18 protein-coding genes are annotated in these 26,715 nt (G+C 64.4%); 9 read left to right on the top strand and 9 right to left on the bottom strand.

The features are described 5' to 3' along the window. Positions 1-16 precede the first annotated feature (16 nt). Both ACF8K2_RS19900 and ACF8K2_RS19895 read right to left on the bottom strand, forming a co-directional pair. On the bottom strand, positions 17-2,248 hold the full coding sequence (locus ACF8K2_RS19900) for an Ig-like domain-containing protein (protein WP_392467179.1): 2,232 nt from the start codon (positions 2,246-2,248) through the stop codon (positions 17-19). A 32-nt stretch (positions 2,249-2,280) separates the two neighbouring features. Beyond that, positions 2,281-3,627 carry a hypothetical protein gene (locus ACF8K2_RS19895; protein WP_186554362.1) on the bottom strand — a complete coding sequence of 449 codons (1,347 nt, stop codon included), beginning with the start codon at positions 3,625-3,627 and terminating at the stop codon, positions 2,281-2,283. Positions 3,628-4,016: 389 nt separating this feature from the next. Between ACF8K2_RS19895 and ACF8K2_RS19890 the strand changes: the two genes are divergently transcribed. Genes ACF8K2_RS19890 through ACF8K2_RS19875 form a run of 4 tightly spaced genes read left to right on the top strand, consistent with a single transcriptional unit; the run spans position 4,017 to position 9,625 of the window. Continuing rightward, entirely contained in the window at positions 4,017-5,930 is a 1,914-nt protein-coding gene (locus ACF8K2_RS19890; protein ID WP_392467176.1) for a sigma-54-dependent Fis family transcriptional regulator, read from the top strand. 3 nt (positions 5,931-5,933) lie between these two features. Then, the gene (locus tag ACF8K2_RS19885; protein ID WP_392467174.1) at positions 5,934-7,667 is read left to right on the top strand and encodes an ABC transporter ATP-binding protein; all 1,734 of its coding nucleotides are present in this window, start codon (positions 5,934-5,936) and stop codon (positions 7,665-7,667) included. Further along, a complete protein-coding gene (locus tag ACF8K2_RS19880) occupies positions 7,657-8,334 on the top strand; it encodes a S8 family serine peptidase (RefSeq protein WP_392467172.1) in 678 nt (225 codons plus the stop codon). Before ACF8K2_RS19885 ends, ACF8K2_RS19880 begins: the two co-directional genes overlap by 11 nt. Continuing rightward, positions 8,327-9,625: an NAD(P)/FAD-dependent oxidoreductase gene (locus ACF8K2_RS19875; protein ID WP_392467170.1), complete on the top strand. Its 1,299-nt coding sequence runs from the start codon at positions 8,327-8,329 to the stop codon at positions 9,623-9,625. Before ACF8K2_RS19880 ends, ACF8K2_RS19875 begins: the two co-directional genes overlap by 8 nt. Before the next feature lie 36 nt (positions 9,626-9,661). Here ACF8K2_RS19875 and ACF8K2_RS19870 read toward each other — a convergent pair whose 3' ends face one another. The 5 genes from ACF8K2_RS19870 to ACF8K2_RS19850 form a co-directional block, all read right to left on the bottom strand. Continuing rightward, on the bottom strand, positions 9,662-11,098 hold the full coding sequence (locus ACF8K2_RS19870) for a hypothetical protein (protein ID WP_392467168.1): 1,437 nt from the start codon (positions 11,096-11,098) through the stop codon (positions 9,662-9,664). Positions 11,099-11,170: 72 nt separating this feature from the next. Then, the gene (locus ACF8K2_RS19865) at positions 11,171-12,319 is read right to left on the bottom strand and encodes an iron-containing alcohol dehydrogenase (RefSeq protein ID WP_186554367.1); all 1,149 of its coding nucleotides are present in this window, start codon (positions 12,317-12,319) and stop codon (positions 11,171-11,173) included. Positions 12,320-12,502: 183 nt separating this feature from the next. After that, complete coding sequence (locus ACF8K2_RS19860) at positions 12,503-13,876, bottom strand: sigma-54-dependent Fis family transcriptional regulator (RefSeq protein ID WP_186554368.1); 1,374 nt, start codon at positions 13,874-13,876, stop codon at positions 12,503-12,505. Positions 13,877-13,950: 74 nt separating this feature from the next. Next, a complete protein-coding gene (locus ACF8K2_RS19855) occupies positions 13,951-15,270 on the bottom strand; it encodes a hypothetical protein (RefSeq protein WP_392467165.1) in 1,320 nt (439 codons plus the stop codon). Between the two features lie 111 nt (positions 15,271-15,381). Further along, positions 15,382-16,875, bottom strand: a complete 1,494-nt coding sequence (locus ACF8K2_RS19850) for an aldehyde dehydrogenase family protein (protein WP_392467163.1) — start codon at positions 16,873-16,875, stop codon at positions 15,382-15,384. Positions 16,876-17,368: 493 nt separating this feature from the next. Between ACF8K2_RS19850 and peaA the strand changes: the two genes are divergently transcribed. The 5 genes from peaA (at position 17,369) to ACF8K2_RS19825 (ending at position 23,708) form a co-directional block, all read left to right on the top strand. After that, positions 17,369-18,934: a quinohemoprotein amine dehydrogenase subunit alpha gene (gene peaA, locus ACF8K2_RS19845; protein ID WP_392467161.1), complete on the top strand. Its 1,566-nt coding sequence runs from the start codon at positions 17,369-17,371 to the stop codon at positions 18,932-18,934. A gap of 46 nt (positions 18,935-18,980) precedes the next feature. After that, positions 18,981-20,411, top strand: a complete 1,431-nt coding sequence (gene peaB / locus ACF8K2_RS19840; protein ID WP_392467159.1) for a quinohemoprotein amine dehydrogenase maturation protein — start codon at positions 18,981-18,983, stop codon at positions 20,409-20,411. A gap of 1 nt (position 20,412) precedes the next feature. Continuing rightward, positions 20,413-20,736: a quinohemoprotein amine dehydrogenase subunit gamma gene (qhpC, locus tag ACF8K2_RS19835; RefSeq protein WP_186554372.1), complete on the top strand. Its 324-nt coding sequence runs from the start codon at positions 20,413-20,415 to the stop codon at positions 20,734-20,736. A gap of 32 nt (positions 20,737-20,768) precedes the next feature. After that, positions 20,769-21,893 (top strand): quinohemoprotein amine dehydrogenase subunit beta, encoded by a 1,125-nt coding sequence (gene peaD / locus ACF8K2_RS19830; RefSeq protein ID WP_392467156.1) that lies wholly within the window; start codon positions 20,769-20,771, stop codon positions 21,891-21,893. A 132-nt stretch (positions 21,894-22,025) separates the two neighbouring features. Further along, on the top strand, positions 22,026-23,708 hold the full coding sequence (locus ACF8K2_RS19825) for a fatty acid CoA ligase family protein (protein ID WP_392467155.1): 1,683 nt from the start codon (positions 22,026-22,028) through the stop codon (positions 23,706-23,708). A gap of 193 nt (positions 23,709-23,901) precedes the next feature. Here the strand turns inward: ACF8K2_RS19825 and ACF8K2_RS19820 are convergent, their stop codons facing one another. Further along, a complete protein-coding gene (locus ACF8K2_RS19820) occupies positions 23,902-24,534 on the bottom strand; it encodes a hypothetical protein (protein WP_392467153.1) in 633 nt (210 codons plus the stop codon). Positions 24,535-24,790: 256 nt separating this feature from the next. After that, positions 24,791-26,704, bottom strand: coding sequence for a hypothetical protein (locus ACF8K2_RS19815; protein ID WP_392467152.1), 1,914 nt, complete (start codon positions 26,702-26,704; stop codon positions 24,791-24,793). Positions 26,705-26,715 lie beyond the last annotated feature (11 nt).

The raw sequence follows: 26,715 nt of genomic DNA, 5'->3' as shown, positions 1-26,715 counted from the left end.
TTCTCCTTGGCAGCTGTTACTGCACGACCACTGGCACGGTGCGGGTGGTGCCTTGGCTACTGCGCACGGTGGCCGATGGCGTGGCCGTTGGGATCACCGTGGTGCTGTTGCTCACCGCCAGGCGCCAGCGACCGGTCACCGGTACGGTGGTGGTGCCTAGGGTCACCAGGCCGCTCGGCGTGGTCACCTGCACGGTGATGGTGTTGCCGGTGGTCACCGACGAGGTGCCGCTGATGTCCCAGTTGTAACGGTTGTTGGAGCGCGCCGAGACCGTGGCGGCGGTTACCGCGAAGTTCTCTGCGACTGGGCGTGGCGACACCTGTACCGTGACCGTGCCTGGGCTGGACAACGCCCCTACCGCGTCACGCACCACGTAGGTGAAGGTCGTGGTGAAGGCCGTGGTGACGGTGGTTGGCGGGGTATAGGTGACCGTGGTGCCATCGGTGGTCACGGTGCCTCGACCAGGTGCTGGTTGGCCGACGCTGGCGACGGTCAATGGCAGGTTGCCTTCCAGGTCGGTGTCGTTGGTCAACACGTTGATGGTCAGCGGTACGCCCAGGGTAGTGACGGTTTCAGCAACCGCAGTGGGGGCCTGGTTGGGCGCGACGTTGATGGTCACCGTGGTCAGCTCCGATTTCAGGCCTTTGCTGTCCTGGGCGCGGTAGCTGAAGGTGGCCACCAGCGGCGAGGCGGCGCCGGGCGGTGGGGTGTAGGTGATCGCGGTCGTGCCGTTGAGCACCACCGATCCCAGGCCGGTGCCAGGTTGGGTCAGGTCGGTGATCGCCAGGGGCACGTTGAGGTCCGGGTCGCTGTCGTTGGCCAACAGGTTCAGGGTCAGCGGCACGCCGACACTGGTACTGCCGCTGTCGGCCTGGGCCAGCGGTGGCTGGTTCTCGGCTTCGACCGGCGCGCTGCCGACCACGATCACCGGCTCGACATCGCTGCCGCCGTGGGCGGACTTGACGGTGACCGTTGCTGGAGGTTGGGTCAGGCCATTGACCATCAGGCTTTGCAGCGTGCCGGATTTGGACATGCGCCCGTAGCCTTGGGCGACCAGATCAGGCACCTGCACTTCATCGCTTGAGCTGGCCTCGATCAGCAGGCGTTTGTTGGCCCAGTCATAGCGTGCGGTGCGCACCTTGACCACGTCGGTGAGTTTGCTCGACAGCGAAGTCGGGCGGGTGGCGCCGGTCGCGCTGCTGGCGGTGACCACCACCACTGGCGGCGGTGCGGCCTGGGTCAATTGCTGGTTGAAGAACAGCCCGTTGTTGTCGGCCAACATGCTGAATTGGCAAGGGGAGGGCGGTGAGCCGACCAGCGCCAGGCCATTGCGCAAGCACAGGCTGGCGCTGTTCGGCGCCTTGGCGAAGACCTCGACGCGGGTACCGGCGCCGTTGCGCTGGTAGGTGGCGCGTTGCAGCTCCGCCGGGGTTTGCTCGCGTGGGTCGAGTACCTTGCCGGAGACGCTGAAGAGGTTGGTTTCGATCTGCCCAGGAGGGCCCTCGATGCGCACGAAGTTGGTATTGAACGGGCTGCCGACCACCGCCTCGTTGAGGTTGGGGTCGCCGATGAAGGTCTCGATGGCGCTGGTGTCCGGGTTGACCTCGGTCACCAGGCCGGCGGCGCGGCGCAGGAACGGCCCGATGTTGCCGTTGAGCACACCGGTGAAGTTGCCTGGGGCGCCGATACCGATGTCGCGGGTGATGTTGATCGCGCGCCGTCCACCTGCCGCGACCGTGACCCTCTCGACCCCGTAGGGGTGGGTGATGGTGTAGGTACCGGCACTGGGTACCGAGGCGCGGATGCGGATGCGGGCGAAGCTCTGCTGGTCGCCATCGACCGGATTCTCCGAGGCGAATGCCGCCTCGATACCGGCCACATAGACTTCCAGCTCGTAGCCGCTATTACCCACTTGCGGTATCGAGGTCTCGGCCAGGAACCAGAACATTTCTGGCGGCCAGTTATCCGGGAACACCAGTGGCAGGGCATCGTCATAGATGCCTGGCTCTGGCAGCAGGGTGCACATGTAGGCAGGTGCACCAGGCGCACCGGGTGCCCGCGAGCTGGTAGCGCGCGATTGGCACAGTTCGAGGGCCAGGTCGTTGGCGTCCTTGTACCACATCGGGTAGCGCCCGGTGGCCAAGGTATAGGGACCAGGATCGACTTCGCTGAGCGCGGCCCAGGCCACGCTGCTCAGGGTAAAGGAGAGCCCGGCTGCGTACAGCGTGCGGCGTGACCATGTGTTCATGATGCCTCCTTGGAGGTACGGCCGTTGTCTGTTCATGGCACCAGCACCACGTCTTCGCTGTCGCTGCCGCCATGGGCGCTGGTCACCGTGACCGAGGCCGGCGGGATCGGCGAGAGCCCGGTGGTCAATGTTTTCACTGCGCCATTGCCGGCGAGGCTGCCGATCAGCGCGCCATTGAGGGTGCTGGCGGTCATCGCCGGCGGCGAGGTTTCATCGCTGCTGCTGGCGACCAGGGTCAGCTGGCCGCTGGCCAGGCTGTATTCCGCGCGGCTGATGGTCACCAGGTCAGTCAGCGCCAGGTTGACGTTGGTCGGCGTGCTGCTGGCGATGGCCACGCTGTTGTCGGCATTGACCACCAAGGTGGTGGGCAGGGTCGGGTTGAGGGCCGACTGCACGTACCAGGCGCCAGTGCCATTGGCCTCGGTCAGCGACTGGCTCGGGCTTTGGCTGGTCAGACTGACCGTAGCCGGTGGCGGTGGGGCCATGACGAACACGTCCTGCTGCGCGCGCAGGTCGCCATTGTCGGTGTGCCGCGAGTAGGTGCTGCGCAAAGGAATCAGCGGGGTGGGGCGCTCGACGGTGGACAGCTTGCCGGAGATCGAGAACAGCTCGGTGCGCAGGTCGATGCCGTTGGGGCCTTCGATGCGCACGAAGTTGGTGTTGAACGGGCTGCCGGTCACGGCTTCTTCCAGGTTCGGATCGCCAATGTAGCGTTCGCTGGCGCCGGTCAGCGGGTTGGTTTCGGTGTAGGGACCGTTGACACTGCGCAGGAACGGCCCGACATCGCCTTTGAGCGCGCCACTGAAGTCGCCGGCACCGGCAATGCCGATGTCGCGGGTCATGTTGATCGCGCGCCCGCCGGCAGCAGGCACGTCGAATACGTCGACGCCATAGGGGTGGGTGATGATGTAGGTGCCGGCCACCGGTACATCGACGCGGATCCGCACTCGGGCGAAGCTGACCTGGTCGCCTTCGACCGGTTCTTCGGCGGCGAACGCCGCCTCGATAGCCGTGCCGAAGCTCAGGTCGATGCCACGGGCAGCGTCGACGATGGCCGCATCGGCGGTAAACCAGAAGGTCTCGTCGGGGAAGTTGCTGGGAAACACGATTGGCTGGGTATCGTCGAACACCCCGGGGGTCGGCAGCAGCGTACACATGTACGACGGTGCGCCGGGGGCGCCTGCTACCCGCGAGCTGACCGCCTTGGACAGGCACAGGTCGAGCGTGCGCCCGTGGCTGTCCTGGTACCAAGAGGCGAATCCGCCGGTTTCGGGATGATAAGGCCCAGGGTCGACTGCATAGAGTGCAGCTTGGGCCGGAAGCTGGAGCATGCCGGCGAGGATCGCCACTGCCAGCGGGTGGGGTATCGGTCGGTGCATGAGTCAATCCCTCCTGCAAACGGGCCCAAGGGGTTGGGGCGTCTGAGGGGGTATGGGCAACAGCCGTGCCAGTTTTTGGCGATAGGCGTGCAGCCCTCGTGGGGCAAGGCTTGTAGCCCTGAAGGGCAGGTGGCTTTGGGTGTGCGCTGGGTGGGCGGTGGTCCCCAGCATTGGGGAAATGGGTGGAGGGATTGGCTATCTATCCTCCGGAGCCGTTTCGCGGGGCAACCCGCCAAGTGGACGACGTACAATTGCCTGCCTTTACGTATACGTAACCTTATGCCACCCTCAGGCCTACCTTGATGACGCTTGGTTGATTCTGACGCACACTGCAGGAAATTCCGTGGCCCGATGTCTCAGCGTGGCTGGGGCACCGCTGGAGTAAAACAATGGCGCGACAATTACCTATAACAAACGCCCAAGATCCGCTGCACGAATCCCGTCAGGCCCGTCTCAGACTGGCCCGCGAAGGCGAACTGCCGTCCGGGATGCTGCGTGACGAAATCGATGCCTCCTGGCGCCGCAGCCTGGGTCATGGCCTGGACTGCCTGCAAGGCGAACAGGTCGGTCTGGGCATGCAGCAAAGCCTCGACCTGCGTGCACTGCTCGAACACAACCGGCTGCTGATCGACGCCGTCACCCCTGAACTGGACTACCTGGTCGAGCGCCAGGGCAAGAGCGGTATCGTCATCCTCGGCGATGCCCAGGCCAACGTCCTGGCCATCGAAGGCCAGAAACATGTGCTCAACCGCGAGGGCCTGCGCGACCTGCACCCTGGCAGTTGCTGGAGCGAAGCCCTGCGCGGCACCAATGCCATCGGCACGGCCGTAGTAGAAGGGCGGCCAACCCTGATCAATTGCGGCGAACATTACCTCGACCGGCTCAGCCCGTTCTCCTGTACCTCGGTGCCACTGCGCGACCCGCGTGGCGAGGTGATCGGCGTGCTCGATGTCACCCGCGAAGGGGTGATGAGCCAGCCCCAGGACAGCCTCTGCACCTTGATGCTCGCCGCGGGCAACATCGAAAGCCGGCTGTTCGGCCTGTGCCATCCCGAGCAACTGGTGCTGGCGTTTCATAGCCGCGCGCAGTACCTGACCAGTGCCTGGCAGGGGCTGTTGGCCTTGAGCCTGGAGGGCGAAGTGCTGGCGGCCAACGACAATGCCTGCCAGCTGCTGCAGGTGGCGCGCCAGGCCCTGATCGGCCGACGCTGCAGCGATCTGCTCGGCGAACGTTCGCCCGCGTTTATTGCCCGGCTGTGGCAAAACGGCGTGAGCAGTGTGCAGACCGCCAAGGGCGAGTTCTTCTTCCGCGCCTTGCAGCTGCCGCGACACAGCAACCTCAATAGCAGCGTGCCAGCGAACAAGCCTGCTCCTTCGAGCAAATCCCCCGCGTTGGACAGCCTGGCCGGTGGCGATCCGCGCCTGGCGCGCAACCTGCGCATGGCCCGCCAGGGCCTGGTCAATGGGCTACCGGTGCTGCTGCTGGGCGAGACCGGTACCGGTAAGGAAGTGGTCGCCCGTGCCTTGCATCAAGCCAGCCCGCGTGCCGACAAGGCGTTCGTGGCGGTCAACTGCGCGGCGATCCCTGAGGGCTTGATCGAATCCGAATTGTTCGGCTACCGCGAAGGCGCCTTCACCGGCTCACGCCGTGGCGGCATGATCGGCCGGCTCATGCAGGCCCATGGCGGTACGCTGTTCCTCGATGAGATTGGCGACATGCCGCTGGCCTTGCAAGCGCGCCTGCTGCGGGTGCTGCAAGAGCGCCGGGTAGCGCCGCTGGGCGCAGGGGAGGAGCAGGATATCGATGTCGCGCTGATCTGCGCCACTCACCGCGACCTCAAGCATTTGCTGGCCGAGCAGCAGTTCCGTGAAGACCTGTACTACCGAGTCAACGGGGTATCCCTGCGCTTGCCGGCGTTGCGTGAGCGTGATGACCTGTCCGGCATCATCGAAGGCCTGTTGGACAAGTTCGGCGCCAAGGGCGTGTCGCTCGACCCGGCCCTGGCCGAACTGCTCGATGGCTTCGACTGGCCGGGCAACATCCGCCAGCTGGAGATGGTCTTGCGCACCGCCTTGGCCATTCGCGAGGACGGCGAGCAGTTGCTGGGTCTGGAGCATTTGACTGATTGCCTGCTGGACGAGTTGGCCAACGGCGCGGCGCCTTCTGGCAGCCTGCGCGAGAACGAGCTGGAGCTGATTCGCGGCGCCCTGGCGCGTCACCAGGGCAATGTGTCGGCTGCGGCCGAAGCCTTGGGCATCAGCCGCGCGACGCTCTATCGCAAACTCAAGCAGCTGCGCGGTTAAGCCATGGGCGGGTTATTTTCCAGGCTGATCGAAACCAGCGATCCGCTGCTGATGCGCCAGGCACTGGCCTGGCTGTATGGCTTTGTCCGCCCACAGCGCAAGGCGATTGCCGTGCTGCTAGGGTTGTCCCTGAGCGCCTCGCTGTTGGCATTGGCCCAGCCCTGGCTGGTCAAGACCCTGATCGATGAAGGCCTGCTGGCGCGCGATTACCAGACCTTGTGGCACATGGCGGCGATCATGATCGTCGCCGGCCTGCTCGGCACCGTGCTGGCCGGGGTCAATCGCTACCTGCACACGCGTCTGTCTGGGCGCATCCTGTTCGCCTTGCGCGACGACCTCTATCGGCACCTGCAGCAGTTATCGCCGACCTTCTATGGCCGCCGACGTACCGGCGATATCCTGTCGCGGCTGGACGGCGATGTCGCCGAGATCCAGCGCTTTGCCGTGGATTCGCTGTTCTCGGCGGTGTCCAGCGTGATCGGCCTGATCGGCGCGGTCACGCTGATGCTGATGCTGTCGTGGCAACTGTCGTTGCTGCTGGCGTTGTTGATCCCGATCGAGGTGCTGTGGCTGCGCTGGATGCGGCGCAAGGTCGAGCGTGAAGTGCGTAGCCTGCGTGAGCGTTCGGCGGATGTCTCGTCGTTTCTGGTCGAAACCCTGCCGGCAATGAAATTCATCCAGGCCTCAGGCCAACAGGCCCGCGAGGCCGGGCGGCTGGATCAGCTTGGCCAGGGGTATATGGGCCAGTTGCTCAAGGTGCAGGTCACCGAGTTCTTTACCCAGGCAGTGCCTGGCACGCTGACGTCGTGGTGCCGCGCCTGTGCGTTTCTGATCGGCGGCTGGTGGGTGATCCAGGGCACCTGGCAGCTGGGGGCGTTGATCGCGTTTTCGACTTACATGGGCATGGCGGTGGGGCCGGTGCAGAGCCTGCTGGGGCTGTACGTGGCAATCCAGCGGATGGCGGTGAGCCTGGGGCGGGTGATGGAACTGCGCCAGGAGCCGGTGGCCGTGCGCGAGGTGCCAGTGCCGCGACCGATGCCGCAAGGGCCGGGCGAGCTGCGCCTGGAACGCGTGCAGTTCTCCCATGCCGGGCGCCAGGGTGCGGTAATGCGGGAGGTCGACGTGGTCATCCCAGGCGGGCTCAAGGTGGCCATCAGTGGTGCCTCCGGGGTCGGCAAGTCAACGCTGATCGACCTGTTGCAACGCTTCTACGACCCCGATGCCGGACGCATTCTGCTCGATGGCGCCGACCTGCGCGAACTCGACCTGGGCGCGCTGCGCCGCCGTATCGCGGTGGTCAGCCAGGACATCGTGCTGTTTCGCGGCACCCTGGCGCAGAACCTGGCCTACAGCGCCCCCGAGGCCAGCCGCGCCCAACTGGAACAGGTGGTGCAGTTGACCCAACTGGACAGCCTGGTGCAAAGCCTGCCGCTGGGCCTCGATGGCCTGCTGGGCGAGCGCGGCCAACAGCTTTCTGGTGGGCAAAAGCAACGCATCGCGATTGCCCGGGCATTGCTCCAGGAACCGGCCATTCTGGTGCTCGATGAAGCCACCTCGGCGGTGGACGAAGCCACCGAGCGTGAGGTGATCGCCGCCATCGACCAGCTATTCGCCGGGCGTACGCGGATTCTGATCAGCCACCGTGCCTCGACCTTGGCCGATGCCCAGTTGCGTTTGCATTTGCATGAAGGGCAATTGCAGGTGTTGCCGCTGGAGACGGCTGGCCATGGGCGCTGAGCTGCGGGTCGGGGTGATCGACAGCGGCTGCTCGCCCGACCAGGCGGCAGGCTTGCTGGGTGCGCGCAGGTTCTGGCTGGACGACGGCGTGCTGCGCGAGGGAGAGGCGTTGGCCGATCAATTGGGCCACGGCACTGCCGTGCTGGCGCGGCTGCGCCGTGAAGCGAGCCGGGTGCCGGTGCTGATGGCCCAGGTGTTTCAGCAGCACGGCAGCACCAGTGCGCTCCAGGTGGCTGCGGCGCTGTTGTGGCTGGTCGAGCAGGGGGGCAGTGTGGTCAACCTCAGCCTCGGCCTGCACCAGGACCGCCCGGTGCTGCGCCAGGCCTGCGCCGAGGCTCAGGCGGCTGGAGTGCTGTTGTGCGCCTCCAGCCCTGCCCAGGGCATGCCGGTGTATCCGGCCAATTATCCGGGGGTTATCCGTATCACCGGGGATGCCCGCTGCGCTGCCGGGCAATGGTCCTGGTTGAACAGCGCCCAGGCTGACTTTGGCGGGCATATGGGCGGGCAGGGTTCTGCTGGTGCGAGCATGGCTTGTGCAGCGTTGACCGGGCGGATTGCCGCGATGCTGCGCGATCAGCCGCAGATGGACGCCCAGCAGGTGCTGGACCGGTTGCGCCGCCACGCAGCGTTTATTGGCCCGGAGCGCCGAGGTGTCGTGGATGCCTGAAACAGCGATCCTGATCCTCGGCGCAGGCCCCGCTGGCGCCGCCTGCGCGATTGGCCTGCGCCGGCTGGGCTACCCAGTTACGCTGGTGTCCGACTGGCGCCGCTTCGCCGCCGTTGAAGGCGTCTCACAGCGGGTGCTGGATGCGCTGCGCCATGCCGGGCTCGGTGGCGCGCTGGGCCAAGCGGCAATGCCGGCCACCCGTCATGTGCGCTGGAACGGTGAGCAGTTGCAGCTTAACCAGGAGTTCTTGCTCGATCGCCAGCGCTTCGACGCGGCCTTGCGCGATGAACTGCGCCGCGCCGGGGTGGTGCTGGTCGAAGGCCGGGTGCGCGAGGTGCAGCGCGAGCACGGCTACCAGGTCAAGCTGGAGCACGGCCCAGTGTTGCAGGGTGGGTTTTTGGTCGAGGCACGTGGCCGCCAGGCACCGCTGGCGAGTGATCGGCTGCGCGGCCCGGAGACCGTGAGCTTGCTCAACCTCTGGCAATCGACCCCAGGCCCGCCAGCCTCGGCGGTGGAAAGCCTGGACGATGGCTGGGCGTGGATGGCGCGCTTGGCCGACGGCCGCTGCTACTGGCAGATCACCCTGGACGCCGGCGCTGCAGGCCTGCCCGGCAAGGCACAGTTGCCTGGGTACTGCGCCGACCGGCGCAGGCAGTCGGCCAAGGTCTGCGAACTGTTCGACCCGCAGGCCCTGCAACCCGCCCCAGTCCACGCACGTAGCAGCACAGCGATCCTCACTGGGGACTGTGCGGGCAGTGACTGGTTGCGGGTGGGGGATGCGGCAATGGCGGTTGACCCATTGTCGGGGAATGGGATCTTCCAGTCGTTGTCCTCGGCATTGCAGGCGCCGGTGGTGATCAACACCCTGCTGCGCATGCCTGAACGGGCGGCGCTGGCACGGCAATTTCATCAGCAGCGGATCGAGCAACTGTTCCTGCGTTTTGCCCGGATGGGGCGCGATTTCTACCGTCAGGAGCAGCGCCTGGCCGGCCAGCCATTCTGGCGCAACCGCCAGGACTGGCCGGATGAGCAGCCGATGCATGTAGCGGCGCAGTGGAGCGCAGTGCGTATCGAGCGTCGGCCGGTGCTGCGCGATGGTTGGGTGGACCAAACCGAAGTGGTGGTGACTGCCGATCAGCCGCTGGGCATCTGGCATTTGCAGGGCATCGAGCTGGCGCCGTTGGTGGCCAAGCTGCAGGCGGGCGCAGCTATCGATGAGGTGTTGAGTGGCCGAGCGCCGGATCAGCAGGGCATGCTGCGGCGCTGGTTGGCAGAGCAGGGTTATCGCTGAAAGTGGGCTGCATGGCAGCCCACTGAGCCAGGTCAGTCAGTCTGTTACTGCTTCTACCCGTTTGGCAGCTGGAGCCGGTTGAACGCCAGGTTCGGCGTTACCCCCGACAGCCTTCACATCCTTGGCGAAGGTGCCGTCCACCTCACCCTTGAAGAAGTTCTTGCCGTAGATCAGCAGGCACAGCACTACACCAATGCCGAACGCCCAGCTGGCGCCCTTGATCGCCAGCACTGCGCCGATCACCCCGGCGATCCCCAGGTCGCGCTGGCTGCGCGCTTCGAGGATGCCCAGGCGCACACTGACATAGCCCTGGATCAGCAGGGTCAGCGACAGCGCGACACCCAGGATCGGCTGCACCAAGGTCACCACCGGCAGTAGCAACAAGCCAGTGTTGGTGCCCCAGCGGAACGAGCCGACCCCGCCGATGATCGACTGCATCGCCTTCGGCCCGCCTTTGAAGCGCTCGATGACCACCACCAGCATGGCCGCCCATTTCGGCCCGCACATGGCCACGTCCGGGCCAAAGATGCTCATGAACGCATTGCGTGCGCCGAAGATCAGGTGCGCGCGGTCGGCGTTGTAGTCGACCACCTCATCGGTGCGCACGGTTTCAGCCTCATCGAGCAGCGATTTGGCACTGAGCACGTCGCCAAACACGATGATGTACGCCGCGAGCATGGTCGGCAGGGCCGAAATGAACATCGACAGCGGTGGCATGCCCAGGCCGAACACGGTGTAGTTGTTCCACAGACCCGCGAAATCTGGCGTGCTGATGCCCCACTGGATGGTCGGCCAGGGCGCCTCGCCGAACGGCGGCGCAATCACTACCGCCAACAGGATGATCGGCAAGATGCCGAGCTTGGCGAAGTTCCACCAGAAGCGGTTGCGTTGCTTGAGCTGGTTGAAGTGCTGGGAAAAGATCAGGTAGAAGGCGATGCCCACGGCAATCGAGATGGTCCACGGCAGGACGTTGAACTTGCCACCGACCTGGAACACCGCGATCACCGCACTCAAGCCCGCGCCGACGATGATCCCCGACTTGATCGCCGAAGGCACATACTCGACCACCTTCTTGGCCATCCCGGTCGCGCCCAGGGCTATCGAGAACGCGCCGAGCATCAACTGGAAGGCAATCAGCGCATGCACCCGCTCCGGGCCTTCGGGAAACTGCGCGCAGTAGGCCATCAGCAGCGGCACCGCCGGGGTGATCCAGCCCGGCACCGTCGGGTCGCCGAGCAAATGGTGGGTGAGGTAGAGCAGGCCGTTGAGCATCACTACTGCCAGCGCCACTTCAAAGGGCATGCCCAGCAGCTCGGTCATCAGCGGAATGGCGGCCAGGTCCACCGCGCACATCAGCAAGCCTTGCAGGTAGTCCGGCAGCTCGATGCGGTAGTGAATGAACGGTAAGCGGACCTTGAACGGGCCCAGCGGGATGTACGGGCTTTCGCCCCGCGGCTCAGCAGGAGTGGTCATTGGGTGCACCTGTTTTATTGGTTTTGTAATGGCAGACGCCGCAGCCGCTTGGCTGGGCGTCGAGTTCGCTAATCAGTAGGCTGCGCGGTAGATCTGCTCGATATCGGCGGCGCTCAGCTGGCGCGGGTTGTTGCGCATCAAACGGTCGATCTTGCTGGCTTCTTCGGCCATCGCCGGGATAGCGTCGGCAGGCACGTTGAAGCTGCGCAGGCCCGAGGGGATATCCACCGCCGCGCACAGCTCGGCCATGGCCTGAACCGCCTGATCGGCGGCTTGCTTGTCGCTCAGCTCGGCCACGCGCACGCCCATGGCGGCGGCGATGTCGCGCAGGCGCTCGACGCAGGCCAGCTTGTTCCAGGCCATCACGTAGGGCAGGAGCAAGGCGTTGCTGACGCCGTGGGCGATGTTGAAGCGACCGCCCAGCGGATAGGCCAGCGCATGCACCGCGCCAACCCCAGCGTTACCAAATGCCATGCCGGCCATCAGGCTGGCGGTGGCCATGTCTTCGCGCGCTTTGAGGTTGGTCGGATTGGCGTAGGCCTTGGGCAGCGCCTTGGCGATCAGCTTGATAGCGCCCAGGGCGATGGCGTCGGTGATCGGCGAGGCGTTGACCGACAGGTACGACTCGATCGCATGCACTAGCGCATCGACACCGCTGGCAGCGGTCACGCTCCTCGGGCAGGTCAGGGTCATGCTCGGGCTGACCAGGGCCACGTCTGGCAGCAGGTAGTCGCTGACGATGCCTTTCTTGAGTTGTGCTTGCTTGTCGGAAAAGATCGCCACATTGGTCACTTCCGAGCCGGTGCCGGCCGTGGTCGGGATGGCGATCAACGGCGGGCCTTTGCGCGTGACCAGGTCAACCCCGAACAATTCAGCCAGCGGCCCTGCATGCCCGGCGAACGCTGCGACGCCTTTGGCGATATCGATTGCGCTGCCGCCGCCCAGGCCAATCACGCCATCGTGGCCGCCCTCACGGTAGGCGCGGGTGCAGGCCTCGACGATGGCGATCTCCGGCTCGGGTTGGACTTGATCGAAAATGCCGTAGGGGCGGGCGCCGAGCTGCGCCAGGGCGAGGTCGACGGTGCCGGATTTGAGCAGGATGGCGTCGGTGACGATCAGCGGGTTGTCGACCTTGAGGCGGGTCAGCTCAGCGGCCAGTTGTTCGATGGCCGCGGGGCCTGTGATCAATTTGTTGGCGATCTTGAAGGCAGAAATGCTCATTAGGCGCGTCCTGTGTGCATTGTTGTAGTGGAAGACGTGCCAGAGCAGATAGCGAAAGCTGTGCCAAGATGCGCCAAGCCCCGTGCGGTGCGGCTTGGCGGGGCAGGCATGGGGTTTTACCGGCTGTGCACGGGGCGCTGGCGATTAGCTTTTTGATCGTTATCGCCGGGGATGATTGAAATCCTAATCAGAGCGCTCCCAGCGCTTCATCTTCTGCACCACGGTCGCCTGGCTCACGCCCAGCGCCTTGGCGGCCAGGCGGGTGGTCTTGTGGGTCTGTAGCGCGGCACGGATCGCAGCACGCTCGGCGTTTTCCAGCACCTTGCGCAGCGGCAGGCGGCTGTCGTCGGTGTTCTGCCGACTGAGGTCGAGGATCTCCTCGGGCAGGTCCAGCGCTTCGATGGTGCCGCTTTGGTTGGTCACCACCAGGCGCTCGACGATGTTGATCAACTCGCGGATGTTGCCCGGCCAGGCGTACTCGCACAAAAGATCCAGCGCCGCCAGGCTCCATTGCACCTGGCGCTGGTAGCGGCTGTTGAAGCTGTCGAGGTAGTAATGCAGCAGCGGCGGGATTTCTTCACTGCGCTCGCGCAGCGCCGGGATAGTGATCGGCACCACGTTGAGCCGGTAGTACAGGTCGGCGCGAAAGCGGCCTTCGGCGACCAATTGCTTGAGGTCGTGGTGGCTGGCGCTGATGATGCGCACATCGACTTCCTTGAGCTCCAGGCCGCCGACCGGGATGAAGCGGTTTTCTTCGATGACCTTGAGCAGCTTGACCTGCACCGGCAGCGGCAGATCGCCGATCTCATCGAGGAACAAGGTGCCGTTGTGGGCCAACTCCAGCAGGCCGCGCTTGCCCTTGGGGCCAGCGCCGGTGAAGGCGCCGGGCGCATAGCCGAACAGCTCGGCCTCGATCAGGTTCTCCGGCAGGGCGCCGCAGTTAAGCGCCAGGAACGGCTCGCCGGCACGCCCGCTGGCGTTGTGAATGAACTGCGCGACTAGGGTCTTGCCGACCCCGGTTTCGCCTTGGAGCAAGACCTTGACCGTGCTGTCGGCAACTTGTCGGGCCAAGGCGAAGACTCGCCCGGACACCTCCTGGTCGGCCATCAGCGGCGAGTGCAACAGGCTGTCGCGCTGGCCTGCATGCAATTTCGCGGTGCTGTGGCGCAATTGCTTGAGCTGCTGCAGCTCATCGCGCTCATGCTTCATGCGCAGCAGTTCGGTCATGTCGCGCACGGTGCTCACGACGTAGGAGATTCGGTGCTCGGCATCGAGAATCGGTGTGGCGCTGACCAGGAGCTTCTTGCCTTTGCTCAGGCTTTGCATCACCGACACCGGCCGGCCTTCCTGCAACACCCGCAGGGATGCCGATTGGGAAATGATGCCTTCCTTGACCAGCTCCTGCATCAGCCGGCCGATCAGGTCGGCGCTGCTCAGGCCGGTCAGACGTTCATAGGCCTGGTTGACCTTGAGCGTCTTGCCGTCGCCATCGGTGATGTACACGCCGTCATGCAAAGCGTTGAGCAGTTCTTCGAAACTGGCGTCGTTGACGTTCACCGCAGGCTCCAGATGGGGTTGAGAAGCGCTGGAGTTTAAACGCTTGGGCCACCCATGCGCAGTCTGCAATGGTCCTAGAAGAACGTCCCGACCAGCAGTTGCAGATAGGTGCCGCCATCACGGCTGCCCATCTGCACGCCGCCGTTGTCGGCGCTGCGCTCAGGCGTGTAGTAGCCCACCAACGGGCTGATCAGGATGTGCTCGGTGACCATCCACTCGACATACAGATCCAGCTCGCGCCCGCCCAGGTTGCCCTGGTCGGTAGCGAGCGTATCGAAGTCGAAATACAGCGCGCCGACGCTCAGGTTGTCGCGTGGCTTGGCCTTCACGCCCACGTGGTGCACCTGGCTGTTGCTGTTGAACGGCCCGGCATAGTTGGCCGCCACCTCGCCCTGGAACCAGGTGCCGTAGCCACGGCTCAGGCCATAGAACAGCGGGTCGAAGTCTTGCGAGAAGCGGCTGTAGCGGTAGGTGGCGGTCGGCGACCAGGGCAGCGCGGAGAAGGTCCAGTTGCCCTCCAGGTACCAGGCGTCTTCGCGCCCGCCGCTGCGGTCCTGGGTGACGTACTCGGCGGCCAGCTGCAGATCCTTGACCCCGAGGCTGCCGCGCCCGCGCAGGCTCACGGTGTCCATGCCATCGCGGTGCTCCAGGCCCATGATCTGCGCGTAGCGCTGGTCGACATCCAACCCGCGTATCCAGCTCAGCCCGACCGTGCCTGCATCGGAGACATGCTCAAGGTTGCTCACCGCCAGCGAGGTGTCGGCTTGGTAATGGTTGTCGGACTTGAGCCACATCAGGTCGCCACGCCAGCCCTGGCTGCCGCCAATGCGCAGCACCGCAGTGCGGTCGAAAGCCTTGCGCGCGGCCAGGTAGTAAGCGCCGCCGCGGTTGAAGTTGGCGCCCAGGTCGACCTTGCCGAGGTTGACCGGGTCGCCCTGGATCAGGAAACCGTCGCCCAGGGTCAGCAATTGGCGGCCAGCGGAAATATCCACGCCGTCTTCGCCCAGGGCCGGGAAGAGGCCGCCTGAGCGCCAGCCGAGGTAGGCGTCTTCGAGGGCGGTGCGGCGTTCATCGCCCAAGGTCAGGCCGGCCGCATCGCCGTCGCCCCAGGTAGCCGAGCTGACCAGGCTGAAGGCACCGTACAGGCTGCCGCTGCCGGCCAGGGCCTGGCTGGCGCTGAGGCCGTACTTGACGTAGCCCTCGCGCCAGGCGTTGCTGCCGGGTTGGCGGTTGCCGGCCTGGTTGAAGCTTTCGTCGCTGTGGAACACGCCGAACAGGGCTTCGAGGTCGGCGTTCAGTACTGTGCCGTCCTGGTTGTACAGTTCATGGGCGTGGGCGGTGTGCAGGGCGAGGGCGGTGAGGGCGGTGATTGCCAGGCGGGGGATACGGGGCATCTTGGATGTTCCTTATTATTGTGTTGGTGTATTTCTTGTTCCGGCCTCATCGCGGGGCAAGCCCGCTCCCACGGGTGCCCCGCGATGAGGCCGGAACTGATCAAAGAACACTCAAAGCTTGATCAGCACCGACTTGAGCTCGGTGTAATGCTCGATCGCCGCCGCGCCCATCTCCCGGCCGACGCCCGACATCTTGTAGCCACCAAACGGCAGCGCCGGATCCAGCGCACTGTGGCAGTTGACCCAGACCGAGCCTGACTTGATTCGCGGGATCATCCGGTGCACCGCGCCCAGGTCGTTGGACCAGATACTGGCGCCCAGGCCATACGGGTTGTCGTTGGCCATACGCACGACGTCATCGATGTCATCGAACGGCATGGCCACCAGCACTGGGCCGAAGATCTCCTCTTGCACCAGGCGATGACGCTGGTCGACATCGACGATCACGGTCGGCTTGACGAAGTAGCCCGGGCCGAAACCTTCGCCGCCGCAGGCGATGGTGGCGCCCAGTTCACGGCCAAGGTCGATGTAGCCAGTGACCCGATCCTGCTGCTTGGCCGAGATCAACGGGCCCATTTGCACCGCCGGATCCAGGCCACTGCCCAGCTTCATGCCGTTGGCAATGCCGGCGATATCGGCCACCACATTGTCGAAGTGCTTGCGGTGCACATACAGGCGTGAGCCGGCGCAGCACACCTGGCCCTGGTTGAAGAAGATCGCCATGGCCGCACCCGCTGCAGCTTCCTGCAGGTTGGCATCGGGCATGACGATGGTTGGCGACTTGCCGCCCAACTCCAGGGTCACCCGGGTCATGTTGTCCATCGCCGCCTTGCCGATCAGCTTGCCGATCTCGGTCGAGCCGGTGAACGTCAGCTTGTCCACCCCAGGGTGGCTGCTCAGCGCGGCGCCGGCATTCAAACCGGTGCCCGTGACGACGTTGAGCACGCCCGCTGGATAGCCTGCTTCATCGACCAGTTCAGCGAGTTTCAGCGCGGTCAGCGGGGTTTCGTCAGCCGGCTTGAGCACCAGGGTGCAGCCTGTCGCCAGGGCAGGGCCGAGCTTCCAGCAGGCCAGCAGCAGGGGGAAGTTCCAGGCCACGATCGCACCGACCACACCCACCGCCTCGCGCCGCACGAAGCCATGGAACTGCTCGTCCGGCATCAATGGCATCGATGGCTCGACCGTGCTGCCTTCAAGCTTGGTCGCCCAACCGGCCATGTAGCGCAAGAAGTCGATGGCCAATTGCACATCCATGACCTTGGCCACTGCCGCGCTCTTGCCGTTGTTCAGGCATTCGAGCTCGGCGAGGATTTGCGCGTCGCGCTCCATCAAATCGGCCAGGCGCCACAGCAGGTTCTGCCGCTCACGTGGGCGTACCCGGCTCCACGGCGAATCATCGAAGGCACGGCGCGCGGCGGCGACGGCGCGGTCGACGTCTTGCGGGTCGGCCGAGGGCACCTCGCCCAGGACTTCGCCGGTGGCCGGGTTGCGGAACGTCATGGTGCGGCCGCTGGCGGCGTCTTGCCAGTCGGCGCCAATGCGCATCTTCAGCTTGCGTTCGAGAAAGGCGCGGGTGGCGGGGAGGATGGGCAGGTCGGAAAGCATGGGGGCTGTGCCTCTTGTCATTGAATGGTCAGAGGCGCTTGCGCAATGGCCGTGCCAAGGGCTGTAGATCGACCTAAGCCGTTGAACCACCTGATGTTTGCCCTGGCGCACCGATGCCATTGCACAGGCGCGCTGTTGCACATTGAGACGGCGTGAGACGGGGGTGACACAGCACGTCGACCTCTTGCCGGTGGCCCGCTCCCACGCTGGAACTCTGTTCCCTGCGCGACACCCGCAAGGGCTGTGTGATCTCCTACAGGGTATTACTGTGGATTCATCTGCGGGCTGTCTCAAGGTGAAACACTCAGTCGCGAAATGGGACGTTCCGACCCGCTGGCTACCCGCGACAATCGTCCAGCCGAACTAGCCAAGCAGTTGAAATCAAACAGCTTTGGCAAGGCTGGCACACTTCCTGTATTGCAACTGTCACATGCACCTGCAGTACCCAGGCGTGCACAAAAACGATAAGAAACGACACCGTGGAGGTCTGACCTTGAAGACGACTCGACTCCGGCGGCATGCGGGCAAACTGGCGCTGGTCGCCGCCGCACTGCTGGGCACCCAGGCCATGGCGGCCGAGCAGGGCCCGAGCCTGTTGCAAACCAAGTGCATGGGGTGTCACATCCCCGAAGGCAATGACGCCTATAGCCGCATCAGCCACCAGCGCAAGACCCCGGAAGGCTGGTTGATGAGCATCGGCCGCATGCAGGTCATGCATGGCCTGCAGATCAGCGATGATGACCGCCGCACCCTGGTCAAGTACCTGGCTGACAAACAGGGCCTGGCGCCTAGCGAAACCGAAGGCGTGCGTTACGCCATGGAGCGCCGGCTCAATACGGTCGAGCAGTTCGATGACCCGCTCAGCCAGATGTGCGGCCGGTGCCACTCCGGCGCCCGGGTCGCCTTGCAGCGCCGTCCGGCGCAGGAGTGGGAACATCTGGTCAACTTCCACCTGGGCCAATGGCCCTCTCTGGAATACCAGGCCCAGGCGCGTGACCGCGACTGGCTGGACATCGCCCTCAAGCAAATGGTGCCGGACCTGGCCAAGCGCTTCCCCCTCGACAACCCAGCCTGGAGCCAGTGGCAGCAGGCCAAGCCCAAGGCTGATGCGTTGGCCGGGCAATGGGCGTTTGGCGGGCACATGCTGGCCAAGGGCGATGTGCGCGGGGTAATGAGCGTTAGTGCAGGCGAGGGCGACACTTTCAAGGTCGAGGTCAAGGGCAGCTATGCCGACGGCACGCCGTTCAACGGCAGCGGTACGGCAATTCTCTACAACGGCTACGAGTGGCGCGGCAACGTCAAGATCGGCGAGGCCAACTTGCGCCAGGTGTTCGCCGCGCTCGATGGTGAGATGAAGGGCCGCATGTACGAAGCCGAGCATGATGAGCGTGGCCTGGACTTCACCGCGGTGAAGGAGGGCAAGGCACGCCTGCTGGCGGTGCAGCCGGCGTTCATCAAGGCCGGCGCTGAAAGCGAGATCACCCTGGTCGGCAGCGGCCTGAGTGGCAAGCCGGACCTCGGTGCTGGGGTCGAGGTGAGCGAGGTGCTCGAGTCGAGCGCAACCCTGGTCCGGGTCAAGGCGCGCGCCGCCAAGGACGCCGCCGCAGGCACCCGCGAGGTCGCCGTTGGCGCGCTCAAAGGTGTGACCCTGGCGGTCTACGACAAGGTCGAGCAGGTCAAGGTGGTGCCGGCATTCTCCATTGCCCGGATTGGCGAAAATGGCGGCTCCACGCCCAAGGTTCAGGGCCGCTTCGAAGCTGAAGCCTGGGGCAAGGACGCCAGTGGCCAGCCACTGCGCATCGGCTACCTGCCGGCGAAGTGGAAGGTCGAGCCGTTCAACGAGCGGGCAATAGAGGATGAGGACGTCAAGTTTGCCGGTGCCATGCAGCCAGACGGTGTGTTCATGCCGGCCGGTGCCGGGCCCAACCCTGAGCGCAAGATGATGACCAACAACGCCGGCAACCTGAAGGTCATCGCCCAGCTCGAAGACGGCGGCCAGCAGGGCGAAGGCCACCTGATCGTCACCGTGCAGCGTTGGAACAACCCGCCTTTGCCATAAGGGCGAGCAACGCGCGTCACTAACGGATCGATTACTGGAGGTCGCCATGGGCGCACAATTGAATCTGGTCGAACGCAACCTGCATGAAGTGCAGGTCGATGCCGACCGCATGCTCTTTCACATCCCCAGCAGTTCGCTGTTCAGCACCGATGCAGTCACCGGCGGGATCATCGACAGCTTGCGTCAACAAGGCTGCTCGGCTGAAGAACTGGTGCAGCGCCTGAGCCTGCAGTTCAGCGGCCAGGACATCGAAGACACCCTGCGCGAGCTGATCGCCCTGGAAGTGGTCAGCGATGGCTCGCCGCTCACCCCGGAAATCGCCCTCAAGCGGGTCGAGCGCACCGCGCTGAACACCGTGGTGCTGAACGTCAACACCGGCTGTAACCTGAGCTGCACCTATTGCTACAAGGAAGACTTGGACAAGCCTTCGGCGGGCAAGAAAATGAGCACTGCCACCGCCGAGGCCTCGGTGGAAATGCTGCTCAAGGAGTCACCCGATGAAACCCGCTACAGCGTGGTGTTCTTCGGCGGCGAGCCGCTGTCCAATCGGCCTCTGATCGAGCACATGGTCGCCTACTGCGAGCAGCGTTTCGCCGAGGCTGGCAAAGAGGTGGAGTTCATCATGACCACCAATGCCACGCTGCTTACCGAAGAGATCGTCGACTGGCTCAACGCCCACCGCTTCGGCTTGTCGATCAGCATCGACGGGCCGAAGACCGTGCACGACCGCAATCGCATCACCGTTGGCGGGCAGGGCACCTATGACGTGGTGCGGCGCAAGGCCGACATGCTGCTCTCGCGCTACACCAGCCGCCCGGTCGGCGCGCGGGTGACGCTGACCCGGGGCATCACCGACGTCGAGACCATCTGGAATCACCTGTTCAACGAGATGGGCTTTGCCGAGGTGGGGTTTGCCCCGGTCACCTCTGGCGACATGGCCGACTTCAACCTGACTGGCGAGGAACTGGTGCAGGTGTTCGCCAACATGAAAGCGCTCGGTCGGCGCTATCTTGAGGCTGCCCTGGAACACCGCAGTATTGGCTTTTCCAACCTGCACCAGCTGATCACCGACATCCATGAAGGCCACAAGAAGGCGCTGCCGTGTGGCGCCGGGCTGAAGATGCTGGCGGTCGATCACCAGGGAGAGTTGAACCTCTGCCACCGCTTCACCGGCTCCAGCCTGCCGACCTTCGGCAATGTCCATCAGGGCGTCAAACAGGCGCAGCTCAACGATTTCCTGTCCCAGCGCCTGGAACGCAGCAACACCGGCTGCGACGACTGCCGGATCCGTAACCTGTGCTCGGGCGGCTGTTACCACGAAAGCTACGCACGCTACGGCGACCCCACCCATCCGACCTATCACTACTGCGAACTGATGCGCGACTGGGTCGACTTTGGCATCGAAGTCTACAGCCGCATCATGGCCGTCAACCCGGCTTTCATCGATCGCTACATCACTCCGCGCAAGGCACATTGATATGAAGCACTTGAAGGCAATGAACAACAAGGCGCGCATCCTTGAACAAGCCGCCGCCGAGGACCGGGTCGAAGAAGTCATGGCCATGAGCGCGGTAGCCGGTTGCACCGCGACCACCGACCCGGGGTGGGAGGTCGACGCCTTTGGCGGCGTCAGCTCGCTGTGCCAGCCGATGGAAGCCGACTTGTATGGCTGCTCCGACCCTTGCTGGTGGCCGGCCCAGGTGCCGGACATGATGAGCACCTACCAGGACTGGAACGCCCAGGCGAGCAACTCGCAGGACGACTGGCGCAACCTGGGCACCGTATTCCCGAAAGACAAGTGACCGGCCCGACAAGAACGACAAGGGGAAACCGCATGAAACCTGGATTCTGCGCGCAGCTCGCGCTCACCGTCGCCGCCTGTGCCGGCGCTTGGACTTCGGCGCAGGCCGCTGAAGCCGGCGCTGCGCTGACGCCTGGCCACGAGTACATGATCGTCACCAACTATCCGAACAACCTGCACGTGGTGGATGTGGCCAACGACAGCGTATTCAAGTCGTGCCGCATGCCGGACGCGTTCGGCCCGGGCACCGCGATGATGGCGCCGGACAACCGCACCGCCTATGTGCTGAACAACCACTTTGCCGATATCTATGGCATTGACCTGGACAGCTGCAAAACCGTTTTCCACGCCAACTTGTCCAGCGTCCCTGGTGAAGTCGGCAAGGCCATGTACTCGTTCGCCATCAGTCCGGATGGCAAGCAGGTCTATGCCACGGTCAACCCAAGCCAGCGTCTGAACGATCATTACGTGGTCAAGCCGCCGCGCCTGGAAGTGTTCAATACCGCCGACGGCCTCAACGCCAAGCCGGTCCGCAGCTTCCCCATGCCGCGCCAGGTGTACCTGATGCGCGCTGCCGACGATGGCAGCCTGTTCGTCGCCGGGCCCGACATCTACAAGCTGGATGTCAGCAATGGCAAGTACGAGGTGGCGTTGCCGCTGCGTAACTGGAACCGCCCCGGCTACAGCGCCCCGGACGTGCTGTACTTCTGGCCGCACCAGAGCGCACGGCACGAGTTCTCGATGCTGTACACCATCGCCAAGTTCAAGGACGACAAGCAAGACCCCGCCACCGCCGATTTGTTGTATGGCTACCTGAGCGTCGACCTCAAGACCGGCAAGACCCATACCCAGGAATTTGCCGACCTGACCGAGCTGTACTTCACTGGACTGCGTTCGCCGAAAGATCCCAACCAGATGTATGGCGTGCTCAATCGGCTGGCGCGCTACGACATCAAGGAGCGCAAGCTGATCAAGGCGGCGAACCTGGACCACACTTATTACTGTGTGGCGTTCAACCGCAGCGGCAGCAAGCTGTACCTGGGCGGAACGTTCAATGATCTGGCGGTGTTCGATCCCGATACGCTGGAGAAAGTCGGCAACATCAAGCTGCCGGGTGGCGACATGTCGACCACCACGCCGCAGGTGTTCGTCAGGTAGTTGTGGGTTGTTTGCGCCTTCCCCAGCGCGGGGCAAGCCCGCTCCCACGCGGCTGGCATCTTGGCTGCGTGGGAGCGGGCTTGCCCCGCGATGAGGCCCGCACTGATACCCAAAAAATAACAAGAGATCACCATGACCCAGCCCAGCTATACCCAAGGCCAACAAGACAAACCGCTGCTCAGCCAGTGCATCGGCGACGCCTTCGACAGCACCGTGGCCCGCTTCCCTGAGCGCGAGGCGCTGGTGGTGCGTCATCAAGGCCTGCGCTACACCTGGCGCCAATTGGCCGCAGCGGTCGATCAACACGCCCGCGCGCTGATTGCCTTGGGCGTGCAAGTGGGCGATCGGTTGGGCATCTGGGCGCCTAATTGCGCCGAATGGTGTATCACCCAGTTTGCCAGTGCCAAGGTTGGCGCGATCCTGGTCAACATCAACCCGGCCTATCGCAGCAGCGAGCTGGACTACGCCCTGAGCCAATCGGGCTGTCGCTGGGTGATCTGCGCCGATGCGTTCAAGACCTCTGATTATCACGCCATGCTGCTCAGCCTGGTCCCAGGCCTGGGCAAAGGCCTGCCCGGTGAACTGAGCTGCGAACGCCTGCCCGAACTGCGGGGTGTGGTCAGCCTGGCCGCCCATCCGCCAAGCGGGTTTCTCGCCTGGCCTGATCTGCAGGCCAAGGCTGTCGAGACCAGCCCTGAGACCCTGGCCGCGCGCCAGGCCCAACTGCGCCCCAGCGACCCGATCAACATCCAGTACACCTCAGGTACTACCGGCTTCCCCAAAGGCGCCACGCTCAGCCATCACAACATCCTCAACAACGGGTACATGGTGGGTGAGAGCCTGGGCTTGACCGAGCACGACCGCATGGTCGTGCCGGTGCCGCTGTACCACTGCTTTGGCATGGTCATGGCCAACCTCGGTTGCATGACCCACGCCAGCACCCTGATCTACCCCAGTGATGCCTTCGACCCCCTGGCCACTTTGCGTGCTGTGGCCGAGGAGAAAGCCACAGCGCTGTATGGCGTGCCAACCATGTTCATCGCCGAGCTGGATCACCCACAGCGTGGCGAGTTCGATTTGTCCAGCCTGCGGACCGGGATCATGGCTGGCGCTACCTGCCCGATCGAGGTGATGCGCCGGGTGATCGACGAGATGCACATGGCCCAGGTGCAGATTGCCTATGGCATGACCGAGACCAGCCCGGTGTCGTTGCAAACGGGCGCCGATGATGACCTGGAGCGCCGGGTGACCAGCGTGGGGCGTACCCAGCCGCGATTGGAGAGCAAGATAATCGATGACCAGGGCAATACCGTTGCGTGTGGGGAAATTGGCGAGCTGTGTACCCGTGGCTACAGCGTGATGCTGGGGTATTGGAACAACCCCAAGGCCACCGCCGAGAGCATCGATGGCGATGGCTGGATGCACACTGGCGATCTGGCGGTGATGGATGAGGCTGGCTACGTGCGGATCGTCGGGCGTAGCAAGGACATGATCATTCGCGGCGGTGAGAACATCTATCCGCGTGAGTTGGAGGAGTTTTTCTTCACTCATCCGGCGGTCGCTGATGTGCAGGTGATTGGTATTCCGTGTAGCCGCTATGGCGAGGAGATTGTCGCCTGGGTGCGTTTGCATCCTGGGCATTCGGTGGGTGAGGACGCGCTGCGGGAGTGGGCTAGGGCGCGGATTGCGCATTTCAAGGTGCCGCGGTATTTCCGCTTTGTGGATGAGTTTCCGATGACGGTGACGGGGAAGGTGCAGAAGTTCAGGATGCGCGAGATTAGTATCGAGGGGTTGGCTGGGGGTAGGTCTGGATGATTAGGTGCTTAGGTGCTTAGGTGCTTGGACATTTGGGCCAGTGGGCGTATCCATTTAATGGGGTGGTTTTACTGGCCCCTTCCGCCCTTACGGCGGCTTACTTTTCCCAAGAGAAGAGTTAGCCGCCGTAAGGGCGGAAGGGGCCAGTAGTGCCGCCACAGCAAACGGATAAGTTCGCAAGCGGCCCTGGGTATCACTTGGCAATCAATCGCTCATGCACCCAGCCCTTGTTGGTCAGCACCATCGCGCGGGTTTCCTTCAAAGGTGCCTGGGCACTGGCAACCACGTTGTCCAACCCCGAGATGTTGGCCTTGACGCCATCATTGGCCGCCCACGGCGGCAGATCGGTGATCGTGTAGGCGTAGGTCACCCGCGAGATTTTCTGCCCCATCATCTCGCCCGGTTCAGTGTACTGATCGATCCCGGTCACCTGCGCCTTGCCAAAACACAGCCCCCCGACGGTCTTTCCATTCATCAGCTTCTGGCCATCGGCCTTGTAGTACTTGCGACCTTCGTCAGTCAGGTCATAGGCGTAGTAGATGTCGGTACGCGCCGCCTGCCAGAGGCGCTCGGGGACTTCAGTGCGAGCGATCTCTTTCTCGCTGACCACACCCACCTGGGCCAGGGCATGCAGGGCCTTGTTGGTGCCGTTGACGTCGAAGTCCTTGGTCTTGGTCGGGAACGAGCTGACCACGAAACAATGCGGGTACTGGGTGTCGAGGTAGGCTTGGGCGGCTTGCCGGAAGTTGGCTTCGGTGGCGTCCTTGGTGTCCGAGCAACCGGCCAGGGTGGCCAGTAGCGCCAGCGGTACGAGCGTCCTGTACATGGTCGTGCGTCCTTGAATAGCGGAGTGCGAAAAGATGCCGGGATGACCGGTGGGTCGGGATTAAAACCCACGCGCTAGAGGGGCGCAATCGTGGCAAGACGGCATCGGGACGCAGTTGGCAAAGCGTTGCTACGCGCAGTACAGGGTAGTTTTATGGGTAACCCTAGCCTCATTCATACCCACACCCGCAGTTCACTCGGCACCCGTGCGCTGCAGCGCTTGAATCAGCGCCCCAAGGTACTGTTCAGGAGCAGGCTCAGGACGTCCGCCAGCTCAGGGCGAACAAGGTCTGGGCGGGGACTTGGAAGTGAATCTTTCCCCCTGTGCAATCGACCGCTGCCGGGCGGCTGCGGCTGTCGGGGCCGAACAGACTCAGTGAAGGACAGGCGCGACCGGCGCCTTGCAGGGTCACGTGTTGCTGACGCTCAGCCTTGTTCACGCCGAGCACGCTGCGTTGGCGGTCGCGGGCCATGGCCAGGACATCTACCTCGAAGGCGCTGTTGTCCATCCGTTGCACCTGATCGAGCCAGTGCGCCTGGATGAACTGCTGGGCAAGGCCGACGGGTTTCAATTCGAAGCGGTCTGGGCCGGGCAGGCGAATCATGCCCTTCATGTGGTCGGGATCATCTGCCGCCTGGAACCAGTTGAGCATGTCGAGCAGGCCATCCTGAGCCGAATTGATCGCCACCGAGGCCCACCATAACGAAGCGAAGTGGGTTTCCTGTTCGTAGGGGCTGACACTGGGGCCTGGGGAAATGTTGGTCTGGTCGAGCAGCAGTGCCTTGCGTGGCCGGCCCTGGGCGTTGATACCGACCACTTCAGCGGCGCGCCGCACGCTGTCGCGGTAGACGCGGGTGGCCAGCAGGTCGCGCACCATCCATTCGTGCCAGGCCAGGGCGTCGATCTGCGGCTCGGACTCCTTGAGCATGCGCCGCGCCCAGTCGATCCCGCGGTGCTGCTCACCGCGTGTGGTGAACGGGCCGTTGACGAAGCGCGAGCTGGCCGGCATGGCGATCCGCACCCCGGCCTCACGCGCGCCGGGGTAGGCGCGCACGTGGCGGTCCATGGCGTCGAAGTAGCGCTTGTAGGTGGCGTAGTCGGGGTAGTTGTAGTTGGGCTCGTCGGCAAACGACAGGTAGTGGGTGCCCTTGCCGCCCAAGGCTACGGTGGCCGCCAGCCAGGCGTCCAGGCCGGCCAGGCTCTGGCTGTTGGCTTGCAGGTCGTTGCGGCGCTGGCTGGCGACCATCAGGGTGATGTTCAGGTCGATGCCGGCTTGCTCCAGGTAGAAGCGTCTGAAGGCATCTTCGTAGTGCGGGCGGTTGGCGAGGATGTCCACTGCGGTATAGAAACCGCCAGCGCGTGGCTTGAGCGTGTCCAGGGCGCCCCGGCTGGCCGGCGGTGGTAACAGGTAGGGCAGGGCCAGGCCCAGGCGCGGGGTGGGGCCGAGCATGTCCTTGTGCAGCTGCAGTTCGGCACGCCCTGGATCCTGGCGCAGTGGCTGCAAATGTTGCGCACGTTGCGCGAACAGGTTGGCCGTGCCGTCCAGCCAGAACGCTGCCTTGCCGCTGCCGTGAAGGCGCAAGCGCCAGACCTGTTCGGTGGCGCTGACTGGCAAGGCGGTCTGGTCGTAGCGTGGATAGTCCTTGTAGGCCTTGAGCTTGAGGGTGACCTGGGTGCGGTCGCCCAGGCGCTCGGCCTGCAGGCTGTTGACCCCGCCGAAGTACTTGCCTGCCAGCACCGCCCGCTCACCGGCAGCGACTTTGAAGTACAGCTCGACGCCATTGGGTGTTTCGGCGCTGAAGTGCACCTTGGTCGGGGAGAACAGCGCTACGGTGTTGTCATCGTGCTCGATGCGATAGCTGCGAAAACTGTAGCCAGGTACCTCCAGGCGGTAGGCGGCGGCGCTGGCCGGCAACGCCCAGACCTGCTGGCCACGGCCTTCGCTAGCGGCAATGAAGCGTTCGCCACGCAAGCGCCCCTGGCCATCGAGCAGGTACAGCCGCTCTTCGTTGGCGTTGGTCTGCCAGGCCGGCACCCAGCTGACCCGCACGCTATCGTCGCGTGCCGGCTGCAGGTACAGGCTGCCATCGCGAATATCGCCCCAACGCATGGGGGCCGCCTGGGCCAGGGTGCTGAATGCGCAGATCAAAACCGCCAGCGTTCGTTTCATACGAGCCCTTG

Source organism: Pseudomonas sp. xss_2 (assembly GCF_043104195.1).
GTDB lineage: Bacteria > Pseudomonadota > Gammaproteobacteria > Pseudomonadales > Pseudomonadaceae > Aquipseudomonas > Aquipseudomonas urmiensis.
The sequence above is the reverse complement of the archived record's forward strand: the minus strand, read 5'-3'. Positions and strand labels throughout refer to the sequence as shown.

What these genes read in the sequence shown, in the direction of transcription:
- ACF8K2_RS19815 (WP_392467152.1), bottom strand. Translation starts at nt 26,704, where the DNA reads ATGAAACGAACGCTGGCGGTTTTGATCTGCGCATTCAGCACCCTGGCC.
- ACF8K2_RS19870 (WP_392467168.1), bottom strand. Translation starts at nt 11,098, where the DNA reads ATGACCACTCCTGCTGAGCCGCGGGGCGAAAGCCCGTACATCCCGCTG.
- ACF8K2_RS19890 (WP_392467176.1), top strand. Translation starts at nt 4,017, where the DNA reads ATGGCGCGACAATTACCTATAACAAACGCCCAAGATCCGCTGCACGAA.
- ACF8K2_RS19895 (WP_186554362.1), bottom strand. Translation starts at nt 3,627, where the DNA reads ATGCACCGACCGATACCCCACCCGCTGGCAGTGGCGATCCTCGCCGGC.
- ACF8K2_RS19900 (WP_392467179.1), bottom strand. Translation starts at nt 2,248, where the DNA reads ATGAACACATGGTCACGCCGCACGCTGTACGCAGCCGGGCTCTCCTTT.
- ACF8K2_RS19865 (WP_186554367.1), bottom strand. Translation starts at nt 12,319, where the DNA reads ATGAGCATTTCTGCCTTCAAGATCGCCAACAAATTGATCACAGGCCCC.
- ACF8K2_RS19855 (WP_392467165.1), bottom strand. Translation starts at nt 15,270, where the DNA reads ATGCCCCGTATCCCCCGCCTGGCAATCACCGCCCTCACCGCCCTCGCC.
- peaB (WP_392467159.1), top strand. Translation starts at nt 18,981, where the DNA reads ATGGGCGCACAATTGAATCTGGTCGAACGCAACCTGCATGAAGTGCAG.
- ACF8K2_RS19820 (WP_392467153.1), bottom strand. Translation starts at nt 24,534, where the DNA reads ATGTACAGGACGCTCGTACCGCTGGCGCTACTGGCCACCCTGGCCGGT.
- peaD (WP_392467156.1), top strand. Translation starts at nt 20,769, where the DNA reads ATGAAACCTGGATTCTGCGCGCAGCTCGCGCTCACCGTCGCCGCCTGT.
- qhpC (WP_186554372.1), top strand. Translation starts at nt 20,413, where the DNA reads ATGAAGCACTTGAAGGCAATGAACAACAAGGCGCGCATCCTTGAACAA.
- ACF8K2_RS19850 (WP_392467163.1), bottom strand. Translation starts at nt 16,875, where the DNA reads ATGCTTTCCGACCTGCCCATCCTCCCCGCCACCCGCGCCTTTCTCGAA.
- ACF8K2_RS19825 (WP_392467155.1), top strand. Translation starts at nt 22,026, where the DNA reads ATGACCCAGCCCAGCTATACCCAAGGCCAACAAGACAAACCGCTGCTC.
- ACF8K2_RS19885 (WP_392467174.1), top strand. Translation starts at nt 5,934, where the DNA reads ATGGGCGGGTTATTTTCCAGGCTGATCGAAACCAGCGATCCGCTGCTG.
- ACF8K2_RS19880 (WP_392467172.1), top strand. Translation starts at nt 7,657, where the DNA reads ATGGGCGCTGAGCTGCGGGTCGGGGTGATCGACAGCGGCTGCTCGCCC.
- ACF8K2_RS19875 (WP_392467170.1), top strand. Translation starts at nt 8,327, where the DNA reads ATGCCTGAAACAGCGATCCTGATCCTCGGCGCAGGCCCCGCTGGCGCC.